The organism is Brucella sp. IR068, from assembly GCF_049065885.1.
Classification (GTDB): domain Bacteria; phylum Pseudomonadota; class Alphaproteobacteria; order Rhizobiales; family Rhizobiaceae; genus Brucella; species Brucella intermedia.
Window position 1 is genome coordinate 1 of record NZ_JBAKHE010000025.1, and the last position, 25,296, is coordinate 25,296.

The following is a 25,296-nucleotide window of genomic DNA, read 5'->3' on the forward strand; positions in this document are numbered from 1 at the left end:
GCAGGCGCGATGCCGCTACTGGCAAAGGCGGGCATTGAACCCGATATGGATGAGGGACTAATCTCGCTGGACAATGAAAAGGGAGCGTCGGAATTTGTTACATCCTGCCGCAAGCTCCGGTTGTGGGCGCGGGAAAATGCCGTCAAGCTTTGACATGCGGCACAAGACCGATGTGAAGAGGCCTTTCGAAGACAGATCACAAAGCGGTCCGGCCACAAGCCGGACCGTTTATCATGTCAGAACGTGAACCAAGTGCGCTGGTCCGGTCGGGACCTACGCGTTCTTCTTGCTGCTCCAACCTGTCGAGCGGGTGTCCTGGGCGATGGCTCTTTCTGGATGGGGATTGACCGCCCTACGCACGGGCCACTTCAATCAGCCGACTGCGACCTGAAAAGGGGCAGGGAAACGACCCTGCCCCAAAGCGGATATTATGCCTTTGCCGCTTCCACGAAGCGTGGATTGAAGGTCTGCGCAAACGAAATATCTGCATTCGCCAACTCTGGGTCGAGAGCCTTGAGCATTTCAAACAGGCTCTTGAAGCCGTCTTCCGCGATCAGACCCTTTTCAGAATACATGGCGCGGGACTTTTCGAAGCCGGTCTTGTACAGTTCCCGGTCACCCAGCAGATATTCCTCCGGCACGGCATCCGCCACTTCATCGGCAGAAGCCTTATGGATCCAGTTCAGCGATTTGACGAATGCATTGACGACACGCTGCGTTGTAACCGGATTGGCATCGATGAAGCTCTGTTGCGCATATACGGTCGCTGCGGGATTGGTGCCGCCGAAAAGCTGACGCGTGCCCTCTTCGGTGCGCGTGTCGAGAAGCAGTGTGATGTCGCCATCCACTTCTAGTCGCGTGATGACCGGATCGAGATGGACGAGAGCGGCAATTTCACCCTTCTTGATGGCTGCGACCGCACTTGCGCCACCGCCCACACCGATGATCGAAGCGGCGTCTTCGGCGAGACCGTTCTTGATGAGCGCATATTGCAGCAACAGCGACGTCGATGAACCTGGCGCCGTGACGCCGACATTTTGGCCCTTGAGATCGGCAATCGTCTTGATCTCACCGGCAAGGTCCTTGCGCACGCCGATGCAGATTCCCGGAAAACGGCCAAGCTCGCAGACGGCCTTGATGTCCTGTCCCTTGTTCTGCATGCGAATGGTGTGCTCATATGCGCCAGTGACCACATCGACCGAACCGCCGATCAGCGCCTGCAGGGACTTTGCGCCACCGCCGAAATCATTGATGGTGGCCTTGATGCCTTCTTCCTCGAAGAATCCCTTGCGCTCGGCAATGGTGAGGGGGAGGTAATAGAAGAGCGGCTTGCCGCCGACGCCGAACATCAGTTCCGGTTTTTCAGGTGCCGCGGATGCATCCTGCGCATAGGCGGGCAGGCGCGAGGCGATGCTCGCAAGCCCGAAGGCAGCGGCGCCCAGCAAGATATCTCTACGTGTTGTTCTCATGGTTTCCTCCTTGAATCCTTTTAACCATTGTGTCCGGCAGCTTTCGGGCGCCAGACCAGCAGGCGGGCTTCGATGATAGAGACGCCCCAGTCGATGACGAGCACGAAGGCCGTCAGCACCAGCATGCCGGCAAAGACGCCGGTAACGTCGAACACGCCTTCGGCCTGATGGATCAGGTAGCCAAGCCCCGCCGATGAACCGAGATATTCCCCCACGACCGCGCCGACGACGGCAAAGCCGACAGCCGTATGCAGGCTTGAGAACATCCACGACAGCGCGGATGGCAGATAGACGTTGCGCAAAAGCTGGCGCTCGTTCATGCCGAGCATACGGGCATTGGCGAGCACAGTCTGGTTCACTTCCTTCACGCCCTGATAGACGTTGAAGAAGACGATGAAGAAGACCAGCGATACGCCAAGTGCGACTTTGGACCAGATGCCGAGACCGAGCCACAGCGCGAAGATCGGCGCCAGCACGACACGCGGCAGCGAATTGGCGGCCTTCACGTAGGGGTCGAAGATCGCGGCGAGCAAAGGCTTGCGGGCAAACCAGAAGCCGATCAGCACACCGCCGATTGCGCCGATGGCAAAGGCCAGCATGGCTTCAAGCAGTGTGATGCCGAGATGATACCAGATCGTGCCTTCCGCAAACCATTTGGAGATGCGAACGGCCACATCGCCCGGCGTGGCAAAGAAAAACTTCGCTTTGGCCGGATTGCCCAGCAAGTGGGTTGCGGTGAAGAGGTGCCAGACCAGAATGACGGCCACCGCCACGCTGAGCTGCGCCAGAAACAGCATAGGCTTTTTCATTTCTTTTCCCCACTCGTCTGCTGATAGCCCTTGAGAACCTCTTCCTTGAGCGCACTCCATATTTCGCGATGAATTTCGTGGAACTTGTCGTCGAGGCGTATTTCGGAAATCTCGCGCGGGCGGGCGAGGGGAATTTTATACTCAGCCATGATGCGGGCACGCGGCCCGGCAGACATGATGACGACGCGATCCGCCAGCGCGATGGCCTCTTCCAGATCGTGGGTCACGAACATGACCGCCTTCTTGTCCTGCGACCACAGGTCGAGCAGAAGGTCGCCCATGATGACACGCGTCTGCGCATCGAGAGGGCCGAAGGGCTCGTCCATCAGCAGATATTTCGGATTGCGGATCAGCACCTGCGCAAGGCCGACGCGCTTGCGCTGTCCCCCCGACAGCATATGCGGATAGCGGTCACCAAAACTTGCAAGACCGACGCGGGCCAGCCACTCGCGAGCCTGTTCGCGGGCCTGTGCCTTTGGCGTGCCTGTGATTTCCAGCCCGATGGCAACATTGTCCAGCACGGTCTTCCAGGGCATGAGAGCGTCCTGCTGGAAGAGATAACCTGCCTTGCGATTGAGGCCTTGCAGCCGCTGGCCGCTGATCTCGACAGTGCCGCTGGCGGGTACTAGAAGCCCGGCAACGGCATTGAGCAATGTGGATTTTCCGCAACCGGTCGGGCCAACAATCGCCACGAATTCGTTTTCGGCAACTTCAAGATTGCTTTCGGCGACAGCATCGAAACGGCCACCATCGGCCAGTTTGAACGAAATCTGCACATCCTTGAGCGCAATTGCTGTCTTGCGTGTCTCTTCCACTTGAATAGGGCTTGGTTCGGCGCTCATCGCTAGTCACATCCCGTGAACTGACGATGTGCTCTGCCATAACGGCTCATATATCCGCTCCTCTTCGGGTAGCGCCTCATGAAAGGGGGAACGCACAAGATGCATAATCTTGTCCATCAAAAAGTGAGGCGCAAAAATTTGCGATAGAGTCTCTTCGTATAACGTCCCGGCAAGAACATGCAACGAAAAGCGCATGGTGCGTTTCAAACTATCGACAAAAAGAAGCTCAGGCGAAATATTGTTGCGATCAGCCGCGCCAGGTCAGGAAACGTTTCTCGATCTGCCCGATGATGAAATTGACAATCAGGCCCATCACCGACAGGATTGTGACCCCGGCAAACAGCTTTTCAAGGTCGTAGAGCGAGCCTGCTTCAAGGATATAGGAACCGACGCCGAACTGGGCGCCGAGCATTTCGGCTGCGACCAGCAGAATGATGCCGATGGAGATCGAGACCCGCAATCCGGACAGGATTGCAGGAAAGGCGCCCGGCAGGATGATCTTGCGGACGATGGACCACCAGCCGAGACCGAAACTCTGGCCCATGCGCACGAGCGACCGATCCACATTGTCGACTGCGCCGTAAGTGGCGACGACCGTTGGCGTAAAGGTGCCAAAAGCGATGAGCATGTATTTCGACATTTCGTCGATGCCGAACCAAATGACGAAAAGCGGCAGGAGCGCGATCTTGGGAATCGGGAAAAGGGCTGCGACGAGCGGTACCAGACCTGCCCGAACATAACTGAACAGGCCGATCATCACGCCGAGACCGACGCCGACTGCGATACCGAGGCTGGCGCCGATGACAAGTCGCCTTAGTGATGGCAGCAGGTGTTGCCACAGGAGGCCGGTCTGCCAGAGCTGGACGAAGGTTTCCAGCACGGCGGATGGGCGTGGCAATGTCAGGTTGGATATGAAGCCGCTACGGGTTCCGATTTCCGCGAGCGCCAGCAGTGCCGCGAACAGGATCAGGGCCATATGGGACACCGGCTGGGGCGCAAAACCGCCCCCCCGGAAAGGGACCGGGCGAACATCCGGGCGGGGCTGCTTCATTTCTGTGATCTCAACCATTGATCAACTCCTGATCTGCAGCCTGCGCCTCCGCCCGCATCAACTCCCAGAGCTCTCTCTGCTTTTCTTCAAGAACGGGGTCGCCAAGATGACGCTCGGAAAGGGGAATATCGATATCGACAATTTCCCTGATCCTTCCGGGCCTTCGCGACAACACCACGACCCGATGACCAAGCCGAACAGCTTCGTTGAGATTGTGCGTGACATAGACCGATGTGAACGGTTGACGCGTCCACAGCGCAATCAGATCGTCCATCAGCAGTTCTCGCGTCTGGCTGTCGAGAGCCGACAGGGGTTCGTCCATCAGCATGACGGCAGGGCGCACCGACAAGGCACGCGCGATCGCCACGCGCTGGCGCATGCCGCCCGAAAGCTGCTTCGGCAATGCCTGCCGGAAATCCAACAGCCGGGTGCGCTCCAGAACATTGGTGACAATCCTGTCCATTTCAGCTCGACCAAGTCCGTGATCCTCAAGCACCAGCTTGATATTTCCTTCGACGGTGCGCCACGGCAGCAGAGCAAAATGCTGGAAGACATAAGTGAGGGGATTGAGCGAATCCTTTGGCGGCGACCCAATTTGCAGCACCTCACCCGAGGAAGGTTTTTCAAGCCCGCCGAGAAATCGCAGGAGCGTGGATTTTCCGCAGCCCGACGGTCCGATCAGGCAGACTATCTGCCCTTGCGGGATGGCGAGCGAAATATCGTTCAGAACTTCGACCGGACCATAAAAATGGCTGACGTTCTTAAGCTGCAGATCCATTTCAACTCCAGTCGGAAAGTACGCTCGCCGACGACAACATCCCAGCTTTGGATGCCTGTTCCGGCTTGTGCTCGGCAAGCCAGCCGGGCACGGAAGATTTAAGTTTAGCCAGACTTAGATCGTCTTGACGTAGGATGTGTCGAAAAGTTTTTCCTGCGTGACGTCTTCCTTGACCATGCCCTCGGAGCGGAACCAATCCAGTTGCTCCATACAGCTGTTGAGCGAAAGGGCCAGCCCCTTGTTGATGCGCATTGCCCCATCGATCAGGTTTTGTTTTGCCGTCTCGAACGGGCTGTCGCTTTCGACATATTTGTGCACGATTTTTGCGATGTCGTCGCGCGCCGCATCATCCGCCGTGTTGTCGACGAAAGCCGCATTATAATCGTCGATTGCCCGGGAGTAGGCTTTCACGAAAGCTTCCGTCATGGCGCGCTCGTCGCTCGCATTCTTAGTAGACGTGAATGCTGTAGTGACCTGATAATCCGGAGCGTAGTCGGAAACGAGGCCGATCTGTTTGGCAGCGCCTTCGCGAATGAGCTTTTTCGCGATATTGGGCTGGATCGCCCAGGAATCGATCTGCCCGGTTGACAGGGCGCCTACCAAGGCGCCGAGTTTCTGTAGCGGTCGGAGCTGGATTTCTGAAAGCGGAATATTATTGGCCTTGGCGAACTTGTGCGCCATGAAATGGAATGACGAACCCGCCGTGGTGATGCCGAAACTGTGTCCGGCCAGCTTGGATGGCTCCCTCAGCCCGCCTTCATAAGCCTTGTTGGAGGCCAGAATAACATTGCCGGTGATCCCTTTTTCTTCCGCAAGCGCTCCGCCGATGACCTTGATCGCGCCTTTGTCGGCCAGACTGATAAGCCCGCCGCTCATCGCGGTCACACCGAAATCAGCGTCGCCGGATGCGATGGCGACCGCCATGGGTTGGGCGGCCTCGAAGAATTTCAGCTCGATATCGAGACCTGCGTCTTTGAAATAACCGCGCTCATGCGCAATATAGCTCGGCGCATGGCTCGCCAGATGGAGCACCGCCAGATTGCGCGTCGCGGCCCGGGCAGGGGAGCCGAAAGCCGTGCTGATGCCCACTGCACCAAGTCCCATCAATGTCTGACGGCGTGTCAGGGTGAAATCCATTCTGGCTCTCCTCCGATGCGGGTGTCAGCCCGGCGCAACAGATTTCCCTGCCAAGCCCGGCAAACAAAATTTCATTACGTCTCTGCCACGGAAAAATATGGAAGATTGCTTTCGCATAAAGCCCCAGGGCCAGATTTTCAATGGTTTTAAGGACTGAGCTTCACAACCACGAGCCTCAATCGCATCGGGAAACAGGCTGAACCGTACTGGATGTGTTCAAAATGGTGGAACCATACTGCGAAGTTTAGCCGAGAAGCCTTCTGCGATAGCAAGCGCGGCCAGAGCGAGTTATAAGACCAAGTTATAGGGTGGGCGAAGCAGGTTGGGTCCTAGCTAAAAAGTGACTCTCGTGGCTCTATTGTATTAAATTAGAGCATTCCGTTCAAACTTCAGGTGACGCCGATGAATGACGAAAATATGGATCAGCAGGGCGGGGTGGTGTTACCTTCGCATTCCTATTCCGGGTCATATGCGTGGCAAACGAGTTTCTATGATGCCGAACTCGATCCACGTGACTGGCTGGCAGCCATCATTGACGGTTCTGATGACGCGATAATCAGCAAGGACCTGAATGGTAACGTTAAAACCTGGAACAGGGGAGCCCAGCGACTATTCGGATACGAACCTGATGAAATTGTGGGAAAGCCGATCACCATCCTTATCCCGGATGATCGCCTGCAAGAGGAGCCGGCGATTTTGGCCCAGATTCGCGCGGGAAACCGCGTGGATCATTTCGAAACCGTACGAAAGAAAAAAAACGGGACGCTTTTTGATATCTCTCTAACCATCTCTCCGATCCGGAATGCAGGGGGCAAAATTATTGGCGCATCCAAAATAGCCAGGGATATCACCGAGCGGCGTCGGGCTCAGGAACAACAGCGCCTCCTGATGGGCGAAATGAATCATCGGATCAAAAACCTTTTTGCACTGGCAAACGCGATTGTTTCCTTGAGCGGGCGGGAAGTGAAAACCGCCGAGGAATTGCGTCAGCATTTGCAGTCCAGACTTTCTTCACTTGCAAGAGCCCACGCACTAACAATGCCCGATTGGGAAGAAGTTGGAGCGGCGTCCATCTCTCTCCACGCGCTTCTTCAGACAATACTCGAACCTTACGATCACCAGAATATAACCGTTACCGGCGCCAATCCCGCGGTCTCCGGAAAGCAGCTGAGCAGTCTTTCGTTGTTGCTCCACGAGTTCGCGACCAATGCGGCCAAGCATGGGGCGCTTTCAGCGCCTGGGGGCAACCTTTCTGTAACTGCCCTTGAAACCGAAGATACGTTTGAATTGCTCTGGTCGGAAACCGTACAGGATCACCCCGAAGAACCCAATGTTGAAGGGTTTGGAACCCGGTTGGAGGCCGCGCTCTCGGGCGCTCTCAACGCCAGGGTTCAACGGAACTGGACCTCGACTGGTCTCGAAATCAGCTTGCTGGTCCCCAAAGCAACACTGGAGCCTAAATAGAAGAACGACTTCACCAAGCGATAACGGCGTAGTGGCTTCGCTGCAATCTCTTGGCGCTTACTACCGGCGCGCCAAAGGTTCCTTGGGTGCCTTCAAGGATGAGTTGTCGCAGATGATATCGAAGCTTACTCCAGCGGACTGTCCGGTGCTGAACAAAGGAACACGAGGCAACGCCGCGTTTCCGATTGAGCAACCTTTGAGATTTCCACAAGTCATCGAAGTTACGCCGCTAATTCCCGTTCTCCAACCACTTTGGGTCTTGCCGCGCTCCCGATCCTCCTCCCATGCGGTTACTCAAACCGGAGGAGTCCATACGGTGACAATCGGAAAGACGAAAATTGCCGCGATCATCAAAAAGAAGATTCGCCAGCCGGGAGGAACAGCCCGATAGCCGAGCCCGGCCGACACGATTGCGAGCAAACCTGTCAAGGGCCAGCCGAAATAGCCAAAGATGATAAGGTAGGCTTCGTAAGGAGTGAAATTGATCACTGTCAGGCCTGCATAACGCGAGCGGGGGGGGGGGGGAGAGGGATGATGCGAATGCTCCAGCGCTTGTCTGGTGACGACCCATCAAATCCAGATGGCAAATCCTAAACATGCTGCAGCTGGAACTTCGTGCCTTTGGTTTCCTATGGGCGAAACAAGGTAAGTTCCTGGAGGAACGTTCCATCACCCTTGGGTTCTGACGACATCTCGCCCAGAAAGCCGGAGAATTTGCCAGTGGTTCCGATTACGGCAAGCGCCGATTTTCCGTTTTCAGCCTCTTGTCCTGCTACCACGATGCTTCCGGCTTCGAATTTCAGTGTCCATTGGCACTGTCCGTGAGCACCGCTTTTGGTCGTCACGCAGCAGCCGCTATTGGTGCCTATATCGCGCCGGTACTAATCCATCAAAGGTTGATCGAAGACGAACAGGTCACCCTGTGATGGTCCGTCTGAGCCGGTGTCCACGGATCTCTTTTCTCCACGCGTCCCGTCCGCGATCGTGATGATCTTTGTTTCGTCCCGTCGCGGCTGCTGCGATTGATCGGGTGGCGAAACCAACCTTGCTTTACCGGCCATGTTTTGCGACCAGCCAATACAAGAGGCCACTCCGACGACGAGTAGCGCGCCAACGGTGACGATATCTCGGTTCATTTCTTCCTCGATGGTAAGTGTTTGCTGTTACGGTTCGTTCGTCAATTGTCGCGCATCTCGCATTGAGACAACCTTGGTCTTTGCCTGGATCAGGGTGCACATCTCATCGATGCAGCCCTCGGCGCGGATACCTCAAAATCCGAAATTAGCACACAGAAAGAGTTCGCCATCGTTTTCGACGGAGGATTTCCGGTCGATGACCTTTGATGGATTGACACCTCCACGTTCTCCGGTATTCTTTTATAAAAGCTTATATAACATAATTGTGGAACAATTCAAAAATGGGGATTTTGTCTTGCGGATCAAACTAGCACTCCTTCTGGCTTCTGCGATGCTCTTGAGTCCCGGTGCTTCACTGGCGCAGGATAAGGGCGGCGTTATCAATGTCGCGACAATCGGCGAGCCGCCGACGCTCGATCCGATGGTTTCCACCGCTGATCTGGTGGGGATCGTCACGCAGCATATTTTCGAAACGCTCTACACCTTCGACAAGGAATGGAAGCCGACGCCATTATTGGCAGAAAGCCTGCCGGAAATCAGCGCGGACGGAAAAACCTATACGATCAAGCTCCGTTCCGGCATCAAGTTCCATGACGGTAGCGACATGACGTCGGAAGACGTGGTTGCGTCGCTGGAGCGCTGGACAAAGCTCGCTTCGCGGGGAAAACAGGCATCGGTCTTTATTGAAAATATCGCGGCGACCGATCCGGCTACGGTGACGATAACGCTCAAGCAGCCATATGCGCCACTGACCTCACTGCTTGCCTTCAACAATTCTGCGGCGATCATCATACCCTCAGAAAAGCAGGCTGAGCCGATGAACGAATTTATCGGCACCGGTCCCTATATGCTCAAGGAGCGAAAGGCAGATCAGTATATTCAGCTCGTGCGTTTCGACGGTTACAAGTCGCGCGACGGCGAGAGCGACGGTTATGGCGGCGCGCGTCATCAATATCTCGACGAAATCCGTTTCGTATCGGTCCCGGACGCCAACACTCGTGTCGAGGCCGCGGTTTCCGGACAGTATGATTATGTCGATTCCATTCCGGTCGAATCCTTTGACAAGATCAAGTCTTCGACAGCTTCCCAGCCATTGCTTCTGAAGCCCTTCGGCTATCCTGTGTTTGTCTTCAACACCAAGGAAGGGGTGGCGTCGAAATTGCCGGTACGAAAGGCTGTAACACACGCATTGAGTATGGAAGACATGCTTGCGGCTGCGTTCGGCAGTACGGAATTCTACGCATTAGACGGTGCCTTCTATCCTTCCAATTTCGTCTGGAATACGGACGCGGGTGTGGAAGGCAATTATAACGTGGCCCAGCCGGAAGCTGCAGCAGAAGATTTGAAGGCTGCCGGCTACAATGGAGAGCCGCTGCGCATTCTGACCAGCCGCCAATATGAGTTCCATTACAAGATGGCGCAGGTGGCCGCCGAATATCTGAAGCTTGCCGGTTTCAACGTGGATTTGCAGGTTGTCGATTGGGCGACGCTGACGCAGCGCCGTGCTGATCCCAAGCTCTGGGATATCTATATAACGCACAGCCCTTTCCTGCCCGAACCTGCTTTGATGGGGTCTCTGTCGACCAGTTCGCCGGGCTGGTGGGACACGCCAGCGCGTAAAACCGTAGTCGATGCTTTCACGTCGGAATCCAATCCGGACAAGCGCATTGCGCTGTGGGCAGACGTTCAGAAGACCATCTATGACGAACTGCCCCTGATCAAGATCGGCGACTTCAATGCTGTCGCGGCGATGTCCACCAAGCTGGAGGGCGTTGAGCCAGCGCCGTGGCCTTACTTCTGGAATGCTTCGTTGAAGAAGTAACTCCCGGCAATGCAAATGCCGTCCGTCCGGTCGGCATTTGCTGAAATCTTCAATCTGGAGAATCTGATCGCATGGTGCGCTACATCCTTCAGCGATTTGTCGGCATGGCTGTCGTCATGTTTCTGGTCGTGACGATCGTGTTCGTGATTGTCCGGGTGACGCCCGGCGATCCTGCCGCCGTCATGCTTGGACCAGATGCATCGGCGCAGGATATTGCCGATCTGCGCGCCCGGCTTGGTCTGGATCAGTCGCTGGTCATTCAGTACTTTTACTACATAGGTCAGCTGCTGAAGGGCGATCTCGGCCAGTCGATATTCCTCAACATGCCAGTCGGCGCAGCATTGCTCGATAGAGCCGAGCCGACGTTCTTTCTGACAGTTCTTTCGCTTCTGATTGCATGCATCATTGCTCTGCCGGTCGGAGTTTATGCGGCTTACAGACGTGGTTCCTTTGTGGATCAGGCTGCAACGACGGTTGCCATGCTCGCAGCGAGCATACCGAGCTTCTGGCTCGGCCTTATCCTCATGCAGTTTTTTGCGGTCCGGCTGAACCTGTTTCCGGTGTCCGGCTATGGCGGGCCGGGTTCGAGCTTCATGGATCGAATGTATCATCTGATCCTGCCAGCCATCGCGCTGGGGCTGGTTTCCTCTGCCCTGATCCTGCGCTTCACACGTGCCTCAATGCTTGATGTTCTAGGTGACGATTACATCCGCACGGCGCGCGCAAAGGGCCTGATAGAGCGGCGTGTGATCATGAAGCATGCCTTGAAGAACGCGCTGATCCCGATCCTGACCGTGATTGGTCTCACCGCGGCCGTCCTGATCTCCGGCGCCGTGGTGACGGAAACAGTGTTCGGCCTGCCGGGGGTTGGCAATCTTGTGGTGTCTGCAGTCCTGCGTCGGGATTATCCGGTAATCCAAGGCGCGCTGCTCGTCATCGCGGGGCTCTATGTCTTGATCAATTTCATCATCGACATGCTCTATCTGTTCGTAGATCCGAGGGTTCGCTACTGATGGCCGATCTGGTTACGACTACGCAAAAAGCACCCTCGGAACGCGCTTTGTTTGTCCGTCGGCTGTTCAAACGCAAGACAGTGGCGGCTGGCATTATCGTGCTTGCGGTCTTTGCCATCCTCGCGCTGCTGGCGCCCTGGATTGCACCTTATTCGCCGTCGAAGCTATCCATCGTCAACCGTCTCAAGCCGCCGAGCGAAATGTTCTGGTTTGGCACGGATGAGTTCGGACGTGACGTCTTTTCTCGTACGATCTATGCCGGACGGCTGTCACTTATGGTGGGCGCGGCTGTTGTCGTCCTGTCGGCGATCATAGGAGTGACACTCGGATTGCTCGCAGGTTTCTTTCAGCGTCTGGATACTCCCATCGCTCGCCTGATCGACGCGATGATGGCGTTCCCCGACATTCTGCTGGCCATCGCGCTGGTCGCTGCGCTCGGCCCATCGCTGGCGACGGTCATCGTTGCCCTGTCAGTCGTCTACTCACCGAGGCTGGCGCGCATCGTGCGCGCCTCGACGCTGGTGATCCGTGAATTGCCTTATGTCGAGGCGGCTCAATCGCTTGGAATCTCGACATTCCACATCATGACGCGGCACGTGCTGAGAAATCTGATCTCGCCCATCATCGTGCAGTGCACTTTCCTCTTTGCGAGCGCAATGCTTGCCGAAGCGGGGCTCTCCTTCCTTGGTCTCGGCGTAAGCCCCGAGATTCCAACTTGGGGAACCATGATCGCCGCGGGACGCCAATATATCGGCCAAGCCGACTGGATGACCTACTTCCCCGGCTTCGCCATCATTCTTTCCGTCCTCTCGCTTCAGATGGTTGGCGACGGACTACGCGACATGCTCGATCCAAGACTGCGAAGGGATTTGTAATATGATTTCCGGTGAACAGGCGAAGCCGCTTCTCATCACCAATGTCAGACCGGTAGCTTTCGGTGAACATTCCGATACGACGACCGATATTCTCGTCGGGAAGGACGGCAATATCAGCGCCATCGGCAAGTCGTTGAACGCACCGGCAGAGGTGGAGCGGATCGATGGCAAGGGAGCCTGGATTTCGCCGGGTTGGGTCGATCTGCATGTTCATATCTGGCATGGTGGTACGGATATCTCGATACGCCCTTCCGAATGCGGCGCTGAACGAGGGGTGACGACACTCGTCGATGCCGGTTCGGCGGGGGAGGCCAATTTTCACGGCTTCCGGGAATATATCATTGAACCTGCCAGGGAACGGATCAAAGCCTTCCTCAATCTTGGTTCAATCGGCCTTGTCGCCTGCAACCGGGTTCCGGAATTGCGCGATATCAAAGATATTGATCTCGACCGTATTCTCGAATGCTACGCAGCCAATAGCGAGCATATCGTGGGGATCAAGGTCCGGGCCAGCCACGTCATAACCGGGTCGTGGGGCGTTACGCCAGTCAAGCTTGGCAAGAAGATCGCGAAGATACTGAAAGTGCCCATGATGGTCCATGTGGGTGAGCCGCCCGCGCTCTATGATGAAGTTCTTGAAATTCTCGGGCCCGGCGATGTGGTTACGCATTGCTTCAACGGCAAGTCCGGCTCCAGCATCATGGAAGACGAAGACCTGTTCAACCTCGCGGAACGCTGCGCGGGCGAGGGCATCCGGCTGGATATTGGCCACGGCGGGGCGTCCTTCTCGTTCAAGGTCGCGGAGGCGGCAATTGAACGGGGACTCCTTCCATTCTCGATCTCGACAGACCTGCACGGACATTCGATGAACTTTCCTGTCTGGGATCTGGCGACAACAATGTCCAAATTGCTGTCGGTCAACATGCCGTTTGAAAATGTCATCGAAGCCGTCACGCATAACCCGGCATCGGTGATCAAGCTCTCGATGGAAAACCGGCTTTCTGTTGGGCAACGTGCCGATTTCACGATCTTCGATCTGGTTGATGCCGACTTGGAAGCGACGGATTCCAATGGTGATGTGTCTCGGCTGAACAGGCTTTTTGAGCCCCGCTACGCAGTCATTGGCGCTGAGGCGATTACGGCCAGCCGCTATGTGCCGCGTGCGCGCAAACTCGTTCGCCACAGCCACGGCTATTCGTGGCGCTGAAACTGGCAGCGCCGCATTGAATTTTGCGGGAACGTCCCGTGACGAAATGATGAGGAAAATTCGTGTCCCATTCTCTCCAAACGACCGAAGTACGATACTCCCCCTATGAGCGCCTGGCTTCACTTGGCATAACCTTGCCGCCGCCGCCGCCGCCCATCGCGAACTTTGTCACGCATGTTCGGGAAGGCAACATCCTCTATCTTTCCGGGCAAGGGCCAAGGGAAGAGAGCGGACATTTGCGGGCCGGTAAGGTCGGCGGCGACATCGGCGTGGATCAGGCCTATCAGGATGCCCGTCTCACCGGTATCAATCTGCTGGCCGTCATGCACGGAGCGCTTGGCGACCTTTCCCGTGTAAAGCGTGTCGTGAAGCTGTTGGGCATGGTCAACGCCGTGCCCGACTTCGAGCTACACCCCAATGTCATCAACGGCTGCTCCGATCTTTTCATCGAAGTGTTTGGTGCAGCCGGTCAACATGCGCGTTCAGCCGTCGGCTTCGGTTCCTTGCCGGGCAATATCACGGTTGAGATCGAAGCGATCGTCGCCCTGAAAGACTAGGACAGCGTCAATGATTGCGCCAGCCCATCAGCTTTTCGATCTTCGCCGCCGAAGCGCGCACCTGACCGGTGTAGCGGCTTTCGTCGGAAAGCACTTTCTGTTCAGGAAGCACGATGGAGATTGTCGCAACGCATTGTCCATCGCGGTCGCAGATCGGGGAAGCAATGCAGGCAACGGCATAGTCGGATTCCGCAATCTGGATCGAGAGCCGCTCATCGAAGGCTTTCGCCGCAGCCTCCGAGAGACTCGTGGCGTCGATTTCGGCCCGACCGGTCGGAGAAGTCCGGGCGCAGCGCTTGAAAAGCTCGATCCGTTCATTCTCAGCCAAATGCCCCACCAGAAGCCGACCGGATGCAGTCCAGTTCAAAGGTACTCTTGTGCCGACACGCGAGGCAACCTGAAACGGGCTTGGTCCGTCCGCCATGGCCAGAACAAGCATATGGTCTCCATCCCGGCCGCACAGTTGCACTGCTTCGTTCGCTTCGCGGCAGAGATCATGCATTTCGTGCGTGGCGACGCTCATGAAATCAAGCGACCGCGCGTAGGCAAGACCGTAATGATAGAGCCGCGCACCGAGCCAGATCGCACCGTCCGCGTTGCGGGCGAGCATGTTTTTCTCAACGAGATCATCGATGGTCACATAGACCGTGGACAGAGGCGCCTTGATCGCCTTGGCAATCGCATAGGGACCAGCTGGAGCGCCGGCCTCATAAAGATAGTCAATCACCTGCAACGCACGGTCGATGCCGCTGACACGCGAGCGGCGTGTCGACTTGGTTTCGGTATCGTCTGCAGGGGACGTTTCGGCGGGAATAGCGGTTGACAATACGCTCACTCAAGTGCTCCGTGTGAAATTCGAGAAGTTATTACATTATTATGGCATATATGTCGATACCTGAGACAGCGAAAGAAATGGGAGAATTGACATGACCGATGATATCCGCCGCAAGATCGGGCTTCGACCGGTCATCAATGTTTCCGGCACGATGACATCGCTTGGCGCATCCATCGTGGTGCCCGAGGCAATAGAGGCGATGGCAGCGATCTTGCCCCAGTTCGTCGAGGTCAACGATCTCCAGCGCAAGGCAAGCGAAGTGATTGCACGGTTGACAGGCGGCGAAGCTGGCTTCGTCACGGCGTCCTGCTCGTCAGGCATTACACTTACTGTTGCCGGAACCATGACAGGCAACAACCTTCTCGCGATTGAAAGGCTGCCGGATACGACGCCTGAAAAGAACGAAGTTCTGGTGCAGACCGGTCACGTGGTCAGTTACGGCGCTCCGGTCGATCAGGCAATCCGGCTTGCGGGAGGCAAGGTCGTCCTGATCGGACAGGCGACATCTACCCATCGCTATCACATGGAGAATGCGATTACCGAAAAGACGGCTGCGGCGGTTTATGTCGTATCGCACCATGTTGTGGACTATGGCCTTCTGCATCTAAGCGAGTTTGTCGAGATCGCGCACGCCAGGGGCGTGCCGGTGATCGTGGATGCTGCATCCGAATATGACCTGAAGCTCTTTCTGGAAAAGGGCGCAGATATTGCAATCTATTCGGGACACAAGTTTCTTGGCGGCCCAAGCTCGGGGATTGTCGCAGGCAAGAAGGAACTCGTTCGCCATGCTTTCCTGCAAAATCTCGGCATTGGGCGCGGCATGAAAGTTGGCAAAGAGAGCATTTACGGCGTCATGGCTGCACTGGAAGCATGGGAAAAGCGTGACCATGCCGGAATTCGCGAACGGGAAACCGGATATCTGGAACTGTGGAAGAGAACGCTTGATGGCCGCCCCGGTGTCACGGCTCTGATCGAACCAGATCCGACGAACAATCCGCTCGACCGCCTGCGAGTGATTGTGTCTGCAGCCGATGCGCACATCACGGCTTGGGATCTCGTAACCGCTCTTGCGCGTGGGAATCCACCGATCATAACCCGTGACCATGAGGTAGAGCACAACTATTTCTATCTCGACCCATGCAATCTGCATCCCGGACAGGAGACTGTCGTGGCTCGACGTTTGGGTGAGGAACTCGACAGAGCCCGGGCATCGAACGAGATTATCGCTACCCCCTTTGAGGACCGAAGCAGGCATCGCTTCGATGGCTTGCTGCGTTGGCCGGATTGATGGCTGGCAGAGGCTGAGTAACGCGGAGGAACATTATGACGTCTGGGAAATTTGCGACGGTTGGAAAACACGAACCTGTTTTATCCGTTCGAGGACTGACTACCTCCTTTCTGGTCGACGGCGCATGGAAACCGGTTGTCGATGATGTTTCCTTCGACGTTCATCCGGGAGAAACCGTCGCAATCGTCGGCGAATCCGGCTCGGGCAAGAGTGTTACTTCGCTGTCGATCATGCGTCTTCTGCAGAAGGATACGAGCCGCATCGAAGGCAGTATCAGCTTGGCCAGTCGGGAGCTTCTGACGCTCTCGGAAAATGAAATGCGCCGCATTCGCGGCAACGAAATTGCCATGATCTTTCAGGAGCCGATGACGAGCCTCAATCCGCTCTTCACAATCGGCGACCAGATTTCCGAAGCATTGCTCTGCCATTCGCAAATGTCGAAGGCAGACGCGCGCGCTGAGACGGTCCGCTTGCTTGAAAAGGTCCGCATTCCGTCCGCTGCATCCCGCTTTGATGAATATCCGCATCGTTTTTCGGGCGGTATGCGTCAGCGCGTCATGATTGCAATGGCTCTGGCATCGAGACCCAAATTGCTGATCGCCGACGAACCGACCACGGCACTGGATGTAACCATTCAAGGCCAAATCCTCGATCTTATCAAAACGTTGCAGGAAGAAGAGGGCACTTCGGTTCTTTTCATTACGCATGATATGGGCGTGGTGGCGGAAATATCGGATCGTACTGTTGTCATGTTTCGTGGAAAGCAGGTTGAGACAGGACAGACGGCCGATATTTTCAGGCAAAGCAAACATCCCTATACGCGAGCACTTTTGTCGGCGGTTCCTGTACTGGGTTCGATGCAGGGCTATCAACGTCCTCTACGGTTTCCGATAGTAGACGATGCGACTGGGCTCGCGGAAAAACCGGTCGAAGTGGCGGATACCGTCGACAACGTCGATGTTCCGGTGCTGGAAGTAAAAGGTCTTACAAAGCGCTTCGAGATTTATTCAGGCTTCATGTCTCGACTGAGCGGGCGTGTCCATGCGGTGGAGAACGTGTCTTTCACTCTGCGCAAGGGGGAAACCCTTTCGCTGGTCGGCGAAAGCGGGTGCGGGAAATCGACGACCGGGCGCGCCATCATGCGATTGACCGAACCGGACTCCGGTGAGGTTCTGGTGGAAGGCCAGAATATCCTCAGCCTCGGCAGGCAGTCCATGCGCGAGATGCGCCGAACTGTTCAGATGATCTTTCAGGATCCTTACGCGTCGTTGAACCCGCGTATGACGGTGGGAGCCGCCATTGCGGAACCTTACATTGAACACCGGTTGGGAAGCGCAAGGGATGCGAAGAATGTTGTCGCAGACATGCTGGAAAAGGTCGGCCTGACGCCGGATATGGCAAAGCGCTACCCGCATGAATTTTCCGGCGGGCAAAGACAGCGCATCTGTATCGCCCGCGCGCTTGCCCTGAAGCCCAAGGTTATCGTTGCCGATGAAAGTGTGTCGGCGCTGGATGTCTCGATCAAGGCTCAGGTCATCAACCTCATGCTGGATCTTCAGGAGAGCCTTGATCTAGCGTTCCTGTTCATCTCGCATGACATGGCCGTTGTGGAGCGTGTAAGCCATCGCGTGGCCGTAATGTATCTGGGCGAGATCGTAGAAATAGGGCCGAGGTCGTCGGTCTTTGAAAACCCCCAACACGACTATACACGCAAGCTGATGGCGGCGGTTCCGATCCCTGACCCTGACCGACGCAAGACCAGGCTTTCAAGCGAAGGGGGAGAACTCAAGAGCCCTATTCGGCCCGCGGATTTTGTCGTGCCTTTGCGTGAATATCGCGAGGTTTCGCCGGAGCACTTCGTGGCGTTGTGGGGCACGTGATCTTACGAGCGGACTTATGATTGATCCGGCGCTGCCCCAGCTTCGCCAACAGCAACGAACGCCTATGGGGTGGCGTCGGGCTGGGCGGTAGCTACAATTGGGATGGCGATAAATATTCGATCTATGGAAAGGGTTCAGTTAACACCAGCCTGGCCGAATTCGGTGATAGTTACTGCTACAAGGGAAATATCGGCTTTCGCGTAAAGTGGTGATTAGCGGATTTATCGCTTCAGAGCATAGGCTCGCACACACCGGGCCCGGAGGCGTCTGCATATCTTTGAGGTGGTCAAGAGAAACCTTCTATGAGCACCTCGACCGCGTTCCAGAGGGGATAAATACCCCCAAATTGTCTTCGTGGCTGGCACCACCAAAGTTTTGTCCTGGAACATATGCCGCAGCTCGCTGTTAGGGCGGTGAGCGAAAGAAAGGACAAGCCGAAATGGAAAGACAATATCCACAGCCGCCGTTCGAAACCCAGCACCAACCCATGCCCGGTTACACAGAAAAGATGAATCCGACGCCCGACCATGGGGAAACCTCCTACAAGGGGTCGGGCAAACTGGAGGGGTTGCGGGCGATTATCACGGGGGGAGACAGCGGTATCGGCCGAGCTGTGGCGATAGCATATGCACGCGAAGGCGCGGATATGCTGATCGCCTATCTGGAAGAAGATGAAGACGCGCTCGCCACCAAATCACTCATTGAGAAAGAGGGCAGAAAGGCTGTCCTGATGAAGTGCGATATCCAGCATGCACAGACTTGCCGCGATGTGGTTGATCGCGCTGTGAGCGAGCTGGGCGGCATCGATATTCTGGTGAACAATGCGGCTCATCAGGCAAGTTTCTCGGCGCTCGACGATATCAGCGACGAGGAGTGGGAACTGACGTTTCGCGTCAACATCCACGCGATGTTCTATCTGACGAAAGCAGCCATTCCTCACATGAAACCCGGATCTGCGATCATTAATACGGCTTCCATCAATTCTGATATGCCGAATCCGAGTCTGCTGGCCTATGCAACGACCAAGGGCGCGATCCAGAATTTTACTGCGGGACTGGCGCAGCTTCTGGCGGAAAAGGACATTCGCGCCAATGCTGTCGCTCCCGGGCCGGTATGGACCCCACTCATTCCCTCAACCCTTCCCGAAGATGCGGTACGAAATTTCGGCAAGCAGACACCTATGAAAAGGCCTGCCCAACCGGCAGAACTTGCTTCTGCTTATGTCATGCTGGCAGACCCGCTGTCGAGCTTCACTTCGGGCGCCACCGTAGCTGTCACCGGCGGCAAGCCGCTCCTGTAGCGGGATGTATCTGCCAGCTGCGGCAGGCGCATTCCACCGCTATTTTTTCGGATCGATCAATGCCAGGCCCAGTTCCGGTCGATAGGTCCGCATCATGGTGCTTGCGTTTTCCTTGATGATCACCTCCAGCGTTGGGCGGACTGTCGCTTCGATCAGATGACCGCCTTTCGCCTCACCACTGCGCATTCCAACAACGACATGCAAATGCAGGCCGGGCCTTCCTTGTTCATCCAGCGCGCAATCGCCGAGCAGGCTGAGCACTTCGCATTGTTCGTTGATCTCGATCCGGTGATAGTCCTGCCGTTCAAGGTCGAAAAATCCCAGCGTCGCTTGGCTGAAAGCGCCGATCCCGGACAACGAGGCCGCAGTGAGGGCCTGTTCGCGGACAAAACGTTCAAGCGTTGCGACCACGGCTTCTTCCCGGGGCAGCACAACGATGAAAGTGCGCTGGCCTTCGCCTTCTCCCAGTACTTTGAACTGCATTTCCTGTCTCCTGTTCCTGGGTTTCGGAAACGCAACCAACAGCGCGGCAAAAGGTTTCAGTTCGCTCCAACCTGAAGAGACAACCGAATTGTTGGAAATTTTTTGGAAGACCGATCCTAATCCTGCATCGGCCCAATGCCCTGCATCAGTCGCGCGGATTCCCTTTCCGGCCAGCCATAGGCGTCCCGGGCATAGCGTTCCAGTTCGTGGCGGTTACGAATAAAAACCACTCCTCGTTCTGACTTGATCAGGCCTAATCCCTCAAGAATGTGAAGGGAAGTCGTGACACTGGGACGACGAACGGCAAGCATGACTGAGAGGAATTCGTGGGTGAGAGAAATTTTATGGCCGGATATTCGGTCATCGCACATCAGCAGCCAACGGGCTAAGCGTTGCGTGACGCCGTGAATGGCGTTCGAAACGGCTGTATAAGCAAGCTGAATAGAAAAGGCCTCGATGGATCGGATCATGATCTTCGAAAAGTTGCGGTTTCCTTCCATCCACCGGCGAAACTTGTCATAAGGCATTTCGTAGCCTTGCGCGGCGACCTGCACGAGGACATCATATGAACTGGTTTCGACCCCGGCGATCGCGGAGGTCGGAATATATCCGTCACATCCGAAGATTCCCGCTTCTGCCCGGCGTCCTTCCGTGGTGGTAACGACAATTGAACCGATACCCGCCGTGAGGAAATAGACCTTTTCGATCGGCTTTCCCGTTTTCGCGAGTATCGTACCGCGTGGGAGTTCCGCATATGATGTCTCGCGGATGACGTTCTCGTAGTCGGACGGAGAAAGCAATGCCAGAAGCTTATTGGCCCTGGCATCTGTCGGCGGAAAAGACATCTGGTGCACCTCGGTCGTTCGTCATGAGGGTGAACCTGCGGAGCAAAAATTGGTTCCGGAAGCACTTTGCAGAGATCTCGTTTCCAGACTGTGAGCAAGGTTCGCCCACCCCGCTTCGGCTATTGCTCCGAAACGCTTATCCCACCCGGGTGTAAATTGCTTTCGAGCCGAGCTCTCGCCCTGTTAAGCCTGCTCTTGATCGTTCCGATCGTGCAGCCGGTTGCCATCGCGGCGTGTTCGTAGCTTAGCCCGTTGAATATCACCAGATCGAGCACCTTTTTATGCGCGGGGGACAATTTACCATATGCCTCGCCGACATCCTGCAATTCGAGCGCCAATTCCTGAGGCGCGCTTATCGTCGGCTCCTCCCACGTCTCGAGCGCATCTTCGCGGCGCGCTTTCTTGATCCTGGTGCAGAACGTGTTTTTCATAATGGTGAACAGCCACGACTTGAGCGAGCCGTAAGGGGTGAACCTGTCTCGATGGCGCAGAGCTTTCAGAAGCGTCTCCTGCACCAGATCATCGACGTCGGAACTTTGATGGCACATCGTCCGGGCGAACTGGTGCAACGCGGGCACCAGCGCCAACACCTCTTTTTCGAAATCCGATTTTGATGGCATGGTGTATTCCTCCTTCACCGGGGAAGTAAGATCGTGCCGGCCAGTTGGTTCCCTCCAAAGTGGGTAAATGTACGCTAGCGTACATTCTTACAGCTCGCCGCCGCGAGAACGATCGCGATCTTTATCGCTCGCACCTCAAACCACCTCTGCTCCAGGAAACATCGCGGGAACGAAAGCCATTCTGGTGAGTTCGGTAAGTCCAACAGGAGTTTGGCAGATGATGATGGCAACACAGGTCGTTTCGATAGAAGACGATGAAGCCTATTCCGTTCAGTTCTTTGACGATTCCGGCAACACCGTTTCCGTTTACTTTCAAAATCCTCAATGTATTCAACTTTCCCCGGCCGATGCGGTGAATGAGGCATTGGCGCGGATGTTGCTTATGATCGAGGGAGCGAGCGGCCAAAGCGCCGTGGAAAGGATCGAAGGATAAATGCCTCTGGAAACCGGGCTTTTACGGGGCAACCTGCGAGAAGGCTGCATGCATCTTTGCATTGATATGCAGAATCTCTTTGGCCCCGCATCGCCCTGGCATGTGCCGTGGGTCGAGGCAATCCTGCCCAATATCGTCGATATCTGTTCCCGACGCAGTGAGGATACGGTTTTCACCCGTTTCATACCCCCCAAGTCACCAGAGGCGGCGATGGGAGCATGGAAGAGTTATTACCGCAAGTGGGAAGCCCTTACCCTTGAACGTGTGGATCCGTGGCTTATTGAACTCGTCGCCCCGCTGCGGGAATTTTCGCCACCCGCCGCTCTGCTCGACAAGACTGTATATTCTCCCTGGACAGAAGGCTTTCTCCAGCGATATCTGCACAAAAGGCGTGTTCACACACTGATCGTCAGCGGCGCTGAGACCGACCTTTGTGTCCTGGCAACGCTATTGGGCGCCGTGGATCGAGGATACCGGGTGATTGTGGTCACCGACGCCGTGTGCAGTGTTTCCGATCAGACGCATGACGCGATCATTTCCCTCTGCCATCAGCGTTTTAGCGAGCAGCTCGAACTGGTTTGCACGGAAGAGTTGATCGATAATTGGCATTAAATTATTGCACGGGGCGGAATTTCTTATCGAGCGGTCACTCGGACTTACATATCCCATCATCGCGCCCTGTGTCGTGAGAGAAATCTGTCCAGTTCCCTTTGCTCTGGCGCCTGGCCTGTGAATGTCTCGACATAATAGGGGATGCGCGCGAGGCGCACATCGGTCTCTTCCCGCGTTCGCATGGAAAAGTATCCGATCTGCACCAGATAGAGCGTGCGGGCACGCACATCGGACACGGGGCCGCCAAAGCCAAAACGTTCAAACATCCGCGCCAGGCCTTCCAGGCGTATGGCGTCGGCGTTCCTCACCTCGTCTTCGACGTCGGTCGATTGAAGCGCCCAGCTGCGGATCGCAAATTCAAAAGCGGAATCGAACAGACTGTGGTCCAGCCAGCAGTCAAACACGTTCAGGACCGCTTCCTGTATTGTTTCAGCATAGGCATCAGCCTGACGCAGAAGAGCGCCCGTATTCTTGTCGCGCCAGCGTGCAATAAGCGCGTCGAGCAGCTCTTCGCGGTCCTTGAAAAACCAGTAAAAACTTGTGCGCGAAATATCGAGCGACTTGGCAAGCGGCATGATGCGAACGGCGTCAATGCCACTTTCGATCAGCGCATCATAAGCTGCCTGAAGCCATAAATCGGGCGAGCCGCGCCACCCTGCATCATTCGTGATGTTTTGTTCCATATCGGAATTTTATCAAGCCGAACAAGTTTGGCAAGAGTTATGTACATATATGATTATTAAATTGACACTTATGTACATTTATATTTAGCTCAGGACAAACAATCAACGGGAACTCTCGCCATGTCGGTCGATCCGCTGCTGCAGCCGCTTCAGATCAAGCATCTGATGCTTCGCAACCGCATCATGCTTACCTCCCACGAACCTGCTTATGCCGAAGAGGGCATGCCGAAGGAACGCTATCGCGCCTACCATGTCGAGCGTGCAAAAGCCGGTATTGCCTTGACGATGACAGCGGGTTCGGCATCGGTTTCCAGAGACAGTCCGCCGGCTTTCAACAATGTGCTCGCCTACAAGGACGAGGTCGTGCCGTGGCTTCGGGATCTCGCCGACGAGTGTCATGAACATGGCGCGGCGGTGATGATCCAGCTTACTCATCTCGGTCGTCGAACACGTTGGGATAAGGGAGACTGGTTGCCTTCGCTATCCTCAACGGGCAAGCACGAGCCTGCTCATCGCGCCTATCCCAAAAAAGCGGAGGATTGGGACATTGAGCGCATTATTGCGGATTATGCAGATGCCGCAGAACGCATGCAGGCAGCCGGTCTCGACGGGCTGGAGCTTGAAGCCTACGGTCATCTGCTAGATCAGTTCTGGTCGCCGCTTACCAATGAACTCGACGGCGCTTTCGGCGGCGATCTCGATAATCGTATGCGTTTTTCGTTGCAGGTTCTGACTGCCATTCGGGAGCGCGTGGGGCCTGATTTTCTGATCGGGATACGTTATGTCGCCGATGAAGTTCTTGAGGGCGGGTTGACGAAAAGCGATGGACTTGAGATTTCGCGCAAGCTCAAGGAAAGCGGACTGGTCGATTTTCTCAACGTCATTCGCGGTCATATCGAGACCGATGCGGGGCTAGTCGATGTCATCCCCATACAGGGAATGCCGAGCGCACCGCATCTGGATTTTGCTGGCGAAATCCGTTCCAGCACGGGGATGGCCACATTTCATGCGTCGAAAATTCAGGATGTAGCGACGGCACGCCATGCGATTGCATCGGGTAAGCTCGATATGGTTGGCATGACGCGTGCACACATGACTGATCCGCATATCGTTCGCAAGATTCTTGAAAAGCGGGAGGAAGAAATACGGCCTTGCGTGGGCGCTAATTATTGTCTTGATCGCATCTATCAGGGTGGGGCTGCCTATTGCATCCATAATCCTTCGACCGGGCGAGAGTTGACCATGCCGCATACTCTGCGTCGGGCAGAGAAACGTCGCCGCATCATCGTGGTGGGGACAGGGCCTGCCGGTCTGGAAGCTGCGCGGGTGAGCGCTGAACGGGGGCATAAGGTCATGGTCTTTGAAGCTGCGAACCAGCCCGGAGGACAGGTTCGCTTGACGGCCCAAAGCCCGCGCCGCCGGGAAATGATGGGGATCATCGACTGGCGGATGGCGCAGTGTGAAAAGCTTGGCGTCGATTTTCGTTTCAATACATGGGCCGAGGCAGGTACCGTGCTTGCGGAAACGCCCGATGTGGCGATTATCGCTACCGGCGGCATTCCCGACATGCAAATCCTGCGCGAAGGCAATGACCTCGCAGTTTCCCCCTGGGACATAATCTCAGGCGATGTGCAGCCGGGTGCAAATGTGCTTGTTTTCGACGAAGCGGGCGACCATGCCGGGCTTCAGGCTGCGGAATTCATCGCGAATACTGGAGGAAAAGTCGAAATCATGACGGCAGATCGCACCTTTGCGCCCGAAGTGATGGGAATGAATCTGGTGCCTTATATGCGCAGCCTGCAAAGGAAGGATGTGGCCTTCAGCGTATCTTATCGACTGATAGCGATCCGGCGCGATAATAATCGTCTGATAGCGCAGATTGGCAGTGATTACGTGGGAATCAGTTTCGAGCGCGAATTTGACCAGATCGTCGTCAATGACGGGACGCGACCGATGGACGATCTCTACTTTGAGCTGAAGCCACTGTCACGAAATCTGGGTGTCGTGGACTACGATGCTCTCATGGACGGGCGTCCCCAGAATCTGGTCAGGAATGCGGAAAGTTCGTTCGAGCTTTACCGCATTGGCGATGCGGTTTCGGCGCGCAACACACACGCAGCAATCTATGATGGTTTGCGCCTGGGGCGGCTGCTGTAA

Annotated in this window: 25 protein-coding genes and 1 pseudogene; 14 read left to right on the top strand and 12 right to left on the bottom strand. The window is 55.9% G+C overall.

The genetic code is table 11. The features are described 5' to 3' along the window. Window positions 1–428: 428 nt before the first annotated feature. The 6 genes from ACOWVS_RS22445 to ACOWVS_RS22470 all read right to left on the bottom strand — a co-directional run bounded on the left by ACOWVS_RS22445 (window position 429) and on the right by ACOWVS_RS22470 (window position 6,086). A complete protein-coding gene (locus ACOWVS_RS22445) occupies window positions 429–1,469 on the bottom strand; it encodes an ABC transporter substrate-binding protein (protein WP_006469687.1) in 1,041 nt (346 codons plus the stop codon). Window positions 1,470–1,489: 20 nt separating this feature from the next. After that, window positions 1,490–2,278, bottom strand: coding sequence for an ABC transporter permease (locus ACOWVS_RS22450; protein WP_006470720.1), 789 nt, complete (start codon window positions 2,276–2,278; stop codon window positions 1,490–1,492). Next, entirely contained in the window at window positions 2,275–3,120 is an 846-nt protein-coding gene (locus ACOWVS_RS22455; RefSeq protein WP_006469689.1) for an ABC transporter ATP-binding protein, read from the bottom strand. The genes ACOWVS_RS22450 and ACOWVS_RS22455 overlap by 4 nt, the downstream gene beginning before the upstream one ends. A 247-nt stretch (window positions 3,121–3,367) precedes the next feature. Further along, entirely contained in the window at window positions 3,368–4,189 is an 822-nt protein-coding gene (locus tag ACOWVS_RS22460; protein WP_006469691.1) for an ABC transporter permease, read from the bottom strand. Next, complete coding sequence (locus tag ACOWVS_RS22465; RefSeq protein WP_006470719.1) at window positions 4,182–4,949, bottom strand: ABC transporter ATP-binding protein; 768 nt, start codon at window positions 4,947–4,949, stop codon at window positions 4,182–4,184. The genes ACOWVS_RS22460 and ACOWVS_RS22465 overlap by 8 nt, the downstream gene beginning before the upstream one ends. Before the next feature lie 114 nt (window positions 4,950–5,063). Then, window positions 5,064–6,086, bottom strand: coding sequence for an ABC transporter substrate-binding protein (locus tag ACOWVS_RS22470; protein ID WP_006469693.1), 1,023 nt, complete (start codon window positions 6,084–6,086; stop codon window positions 5,064–5,066). A gap of 402 nt (window positions 6,087–6,488) precedes the next feature. Here ACOWVS_RS22470 and ACOWVS_RS22475 point away from each other — a divergent pair, with 402 nt between their 5' ends. Both ACOWVS_RS22475 and ACOWVS_RS22480 read left to right on the top strand, forming a co-directional pair. Beyond that, complete coding sequence (locus ACOWVS_RS22475) at window positions 6,489–7,550, top strand: PAS domain S-box protein (RefSeq protein WP_100229464.1); 1,062 nt, start codon at window positions 6,489–6,491, stop codon at window positions 7,548–7,550. A 31-nt stretch (window positions 7,551–7,581) separates the two neighbouring features. Continuing rightward, window positions 7,582–7,941, top strand: a complete 360-nt coding sequence (locus ACOWVS_RS22480) for a hypothetical protein (RefSeq protein ID WP_164874701.1) — start codon at window positions 7,582–7,584, stop codon at window positions 7,939–7,941. A gap of 490 nt (window positions 7,942–8,431) precedes the next feature. On the opposite strand, the gene ACOWVS_RS22485 is transcribed toward ACOWVS_RS22480, so the two are convergent. Then, the gene (locus ACOWVS_RS22485) at window positions 8,432–8,686 is read right to left on the bottom strand and encodes a hypothetical protein (protein ID WP_006470717.1); all 255 of its coding nucleotides are present in this window, start codon (window positions 8,684–8,686) and stop codon (window positions 8,432–8,434) included. Between the two features lie 331 nt (window positions 8,687–9,017). On the opposite strand from ACOWVS_RS22485, the gene ACOWVS_RS22490 reads away from it, so the two are divergent. From ACOWVS_RS22490 to ACOWVS_RS22510, 5 genes are all read left to right on the top strand, one after another. Next, complete coding sequence (locus tag ACOWVS_RS22490; protein WP_266018360.1) at window positions 9,018–10,508, top strand: ABC transporter substrate-binding protein; 1,491 nt, start codon at window positions 9,018–9,020, stop codon at window positions 10,506–10,508. A gap of 71 nt (window positions 10,509–10,579) precedes the next feature. Continuing rightward, window positions 10,580–11,521, top strand: coding sequence for an ABC transporter permease (locus ACOWVS_RS22495; RefSeq protein WP_006469698.1), 942 nt, complete (start codon window positions 10,580–10,582; stop codon window positions 11,519–11,521). Beyond that, window positions 11,521–12,396, top strand: coding sequence for an ABC transporter permease (locus ACOWVS_RS22500; RefSeq protein WP_006469699.1), 876 nt, complete (start codon window positions 11,521–11,523; stop codon window positions 12,394–12,396). The genes ACOWVS_RS22495 and ACOWVS_RS22500 overlap by 1 nt, the downstream gene beginning before the upstream one ends. A gap of 1 nt (window position 12,397) precedes the next feature. Continuing rightward, complete coding sequence (locus ACOWVS_RS22505) at window positions 12,398–13,603, top strand: amidohydrolase/deacetylase family metallohydrolase (RefSeq protein WP_006470715.1); 1,206 nt, start codon at window positions 12,398–12,400, stop codon at window positions 13,601–13,603. 62 nt (window positions 13,604–13,665) lie between these two features. Next, window positions 13,666–14,160 (top strand): RidA family protein, encoded by a 495-nt coding sequence (locus ACOWVS_RS22510; protein ID WP_006469701.1) that lies wholly within the window; start codon window positions 13,666–13,668, stop codon window positions 14,158–14,160. 7 nt (window positions 14,161–14,167) lie between these two features. Here the strand turns inward: ACOWVS_RS22510 and ACOWVS_RS22515 are convergent, their stop codons facing one another. Next, on the bottom strand, window positions 14,168–14,995 hold the full coding sequence (locus ACOWVS_RS22515) for an IclR family transcriptional regulator (protein ID WP_006469702.1): 828 nt from the start codon (window positions 14,993–14,995) through the stop codon (window positions 14,168–14,170). A 91-nt stretch (window positions 14,996–15,086) separates the two neighbouring features. Here ACOWVS_RS22515 and ACOWVS_RS22520 point away from each other — a divergent pair, with 91 nt between their 5' ends. The 4 genes and pseudogenes from ACOWVS_RS22520 to ACOWVS_RS22535 all read left to right on the top strand — a co-directional run bounded on the left by ACOWVS_RS22520 (window position 15,087) and on the right by ACOWVS_RS22535 (window position 19,463). Continuing rightward, window positions 15,087–16,283, top strand: a complete 1,197-nt coding sequence (locus ACOWVS_RS22520) for an aminotransferase class V-fold PLP-dependent enzyme (RefSeq protein WP_063620392.1) — start codon at window positions 15,087–15,089, stop codon at window positions 16,281–16,283. A 35-nt stretch (window positions 16,284–16,318) separates the two neighbouring features. Further along, complete coding sequence (locus ACOWVS_RS22525) at window positions 16,319–18,163, top strand: ABC transporter ATP-binding protein (RefSeq protein WP_006469704.1); 1,845 nt, start codon at window positions 16,319–16,321, stop codon at window positions 18,161–18,163. A 38-nt stretch (window positions 18,164–18,201) separates the two neighbouring features. Beyond that, window positions 18,202–18,375: pseudogene (locus tag ACOWVS_RS22530) on the top strand (autotransporter outer membrane beta-barrel domain-containing protein); the annotation flags it as partial. Between the two features lie 227 nt (window positions 18,376–18,602). Next, a complete protein-coding gene (locus tag ACOWVS_RS22535) occupies window positions 18,603–19,463 on the top strand; it encodes an SDR family oxidoreductase (protein WP_006469707.1) in 861 nt (286 codons plus the stop codon). A 39-nt stretch (window positions 19,464–19,502) separates the two neighbouring features. Here ACOWVS_RS22535 and ACOWVS_RS22540 read toward each other — a convergent pair whose 3' ends face one another. The 3 genes from ACOWVS_RS22540 to ACOWVS_RS22550 all read right to left on the bottom strand — a co-directional run bounded on the left by ACOWVS_RS22540 (window position 19,503) and on the right by ACOWVS_RS22550 (window position 21,411). Then, complete coding sequence (locus ACOWVS_RS22540; RefSeq protein ID WP_006470712.1) at window positions 19,503–19,946, bottom strand: PPC domain-containing DNA-binding protein; 444 nt, start codon at window positions 19,944–19,946, stop codon at window positions 19,503–19,505. Between the two features lie 116 nt (window positions 19,947–20,062). Then, the gene (locus ACOWVS_RS22545; protein WP_006469709.1) at window positions 20,063–20,791 is read right to left on the bottom strand and encodes a Crp/Fnr family transcriptional regulator; all 729 of its coding nucleotides are present in this window, start codon (window positions 20,789–20,791) and stop codon (window positions 20,063–20,065) included. Window positions 20,792–20,910: 119 nt separating this feature from the next. Further along, window positions 20,911–21,411 carry an RNA polymerase sigma factor gene (locus ACOWVS_RS22550; RefSeq protein ID WP_006470711.1) on the bottom strand — a complete coding sequence of 167 codons (501 nt, stop codon included), beginning with the start codon at window positions 21,409–21,411 and terminating at the stop codon, window positions 20,911–20,913. A 217-nt stretch (window positions 21,412–21,628) separates the two neighbouring features. Between ACOWVS_RS22550 and ACOWVS_RS22555 the strand changes: the two genes are divergently transcribed. Both ACOWVS_RS22555 and ACOWVS_RS22560 read left to right on the top strand, forming a co-directional pair. Then, window positions 21,629–21,844 carry a hypothetical protein gene (locus ACOWVS_RS22555; protein WP_006470710.1) on the top strand — a complete coding sequence of 72 codons (216 nt, stop codon included), beginning with the start codon at window positions 21,629–21,631 and terminating at the stop codon, window positions 21,842–21,844. After that, window positions 21,845–22,456 carry a cysteine hydrolase family protein gene (locus ACOWVS_RS22560; RefSeq protein WP_006469712.1) on the top strand — a complete coding sequence of 204 codons (612 nt, stop codon included), beginning with the start codon at window positions 21,845–21,847 and terminating at the stop codon, window positions 22,454–22,456. Between the two features lie 56 nt (window positions 22,457–22,512). Here ACOWVS_RS22560 and ACOWVS_RS22565 read toward each other — a convergent pair whose 3' ends face one another. Then, entirely contained in the window at window positions 22,513–23,139 is a 627-nt protein-coding gene (locus ACOWVS_RS22565; protein ID WP_006469713.1) for a TetR/AcrR family transcriptional regulator, read from the bottom strand. Between the two features lie 120 nt (window positions 23,140–23,259). Here ACOWVS_RS22565 and ACOWVS_RS22570 point away from each other — a divergent pair, with 120 nt between their 5' ends. Beyond that, window positions 23,260–25,296, top strand: a complete 2,037-nt coding sequence (locus tag ACOWVS_RS22570; protein WP_006469714.1) for an NADH:flavin oxidoreductase — start codon at window positions 23,260–23,262, stop codon at window positions 25,294–25,296.

What these genes read in the sequence shown, in the direction of transcription:
- ACOWVS_RS22560 (WP_006469712.1), top strand. Translation starts at nt 21,845, where the DNA reads ATGCCTCTGGAAACCGGGCTTTTACGGGGCAACCTGCGAGAAGGCTGC.
- ACOWVS_RS22505 (WP_006470715.1), top strand. Translation starts at nt 12,398, where the DNA reads ATGATTTCCGGTGAACAGGCGAAGCCGCTTCTCATCACCAATGTCAGA.
- ACOWVS_RS22465 (WP_006470719.1), bottom strand. Translation starts at nt 4,949, where the DNA reads ATGGATCTGCAGCTTAAGAACGTCAGCCATTTTTATGGTCCGGTCGAA.
- ACOWVS_RS22470 (WP_006469693.1), bottom strand. Translation starts at nt 6,086, where the DNA reads ATGGATTTCACCCTGACACGCCGTCAGACATTGATGGGACTTGGTGCA.
- ACOWVS_RS22555 (WP_006470710.1), top strand. Translation starts at nt 21,629, where the DNA reads ATGATGATGGCAACACAGGTCGTTTCGATAGAAGACGATGAAGCCTAT.
- ACOWVS_RS22500 (WP_006469699.1), top strand. Translation starts at nt 11,521, where the DNA reads ATGGCCGATCTGGTTACGACTACGCAAAAAGCACCCTCGGAACGCGCT.
- ACOWVS_RS22525 (WP_006469704.1), top strand. Translation starts at nt 16,319, where the DNA reads ATGACGTCTGGGAAATTTGCGACGGTTGGAAAACACGAACCTGTTTTA.
- ACOWVS_RS22535 (WP_006469707.1), top strand. Translation starts at nt 18,603, where the DNA reads ATGGAAAGACAATATCCACAGCCGCCGTTCGAAACCCAGCACCAACCC.
- ACOWVS_RS22550 (WP_006470711.1), bottom strand. Translation starts at nt 21,411, where the DNA reads ATGCCATCAAAATCGGATTTCGAAAAAGAGGTGTTGGCGCTGGTGCCC.
- ACOWVS_RS22570 (WP_006469714.1), top strand. Translation starts at nt 23,260, where the DNA reads ATGTCGGTCGATCCGCTGCTGCAGCCGCTTCAGATCAAGCATCTGATG.
- ACOWVS_RS22520 (WP_063620392.1), top strand. Translation starts at nt 15,087, where the DNA reads ATGACCGATGATATCCGCCGCAAGATCGGGCTTCGACCGGTCATCAAT.
- ACOWVS_RS22485 (WP_006470717.1), bottom strand. Translation starts at nt 8,686, where the DNA reads ATGAACCGAGATATCGTCACCGTTGGCGCGCTACTCGTCGTCGGAGTG.
- ACOWVS_RS22540 (WP_006470712.1), bottom strand. Translation starts at nt 19,946, where the DNA reads ATGCAGTTCAAAGTACTGGGAGAAGGCGAAGGCCAGCGCACTTTCATC.
- ACOWVS_RS22545 (WP_006469709.1), bottom strand. Translation starts at nt 20,791, where the DNA reads ATGTCTTTTCCGCCGACAGATGCCAGGGCCAATAAGCTTCTGGCATTG.
- ACOWVS_RS22495 (WP_006469698.1), top strand. Translation starts at nt 10,580, where the DNA reads ATGGTGCGCTACATCCTTCAGCGATTTGTCGGCATGGCTGTCGTCATG.
- ACOWVS_RS22445 (WP_006469687.1), bottom strand. Translation starts at nt 1,469, where the DNA reads ATGAGAACAACACGTAGAGATATCTTGCTGGGCGCCGCTGCCTTCGGG.
- ACOWVS_RS22565 (WP_006469713.1), bottom strand. Translation starts at nt 23,139, where the DNA reads ATGGAACAAAACATCACGAATGATGCAGGGTGGCGCGGCTCGCCCGAT.
- ACOWVS_RS22490 (WP_266018360.1), top strand. Translation starts at nt 9,018, where the DNA reads ATGCTCTTGAGTCCCGGTGCTTCACTGGCGCAGGATAAGGGCGGCGTT.
- ACOWVS_RS22475 (WP_100229464.1), top strand. Translation starts at nt 6,489, where the DNA reads ATGAATGACGAAAATATGGATCAGCAGGGCGGGGTGGTGTTACCTTCG.
- ACOWVS_RS22450 (WP_006470720.1), bottom strand. Translation starts at nt 2,278, where the DNA reads ATGAAAAAGCCTATGCTGTTTCTGGCGCAGCTCAGCGTGGCGGTGGCC.
- ACOWVS_RS22455 (WP_006469689.1), bottom strand. Translation starts at nt 3,120, where the DNA reads ATGAGCGCCGAACCAAGCCCTATTCAAGTGGAAGAGACACGCAAGACA.
- ACOWVS_RS22460 (WP_006469691.1), bottom strand. Translation starts at nt 4,189, where the DNA reads ATGGTTGAGATCACAGAAATGAAGCAGCCCCGCCCGGATGTTCGCCCG.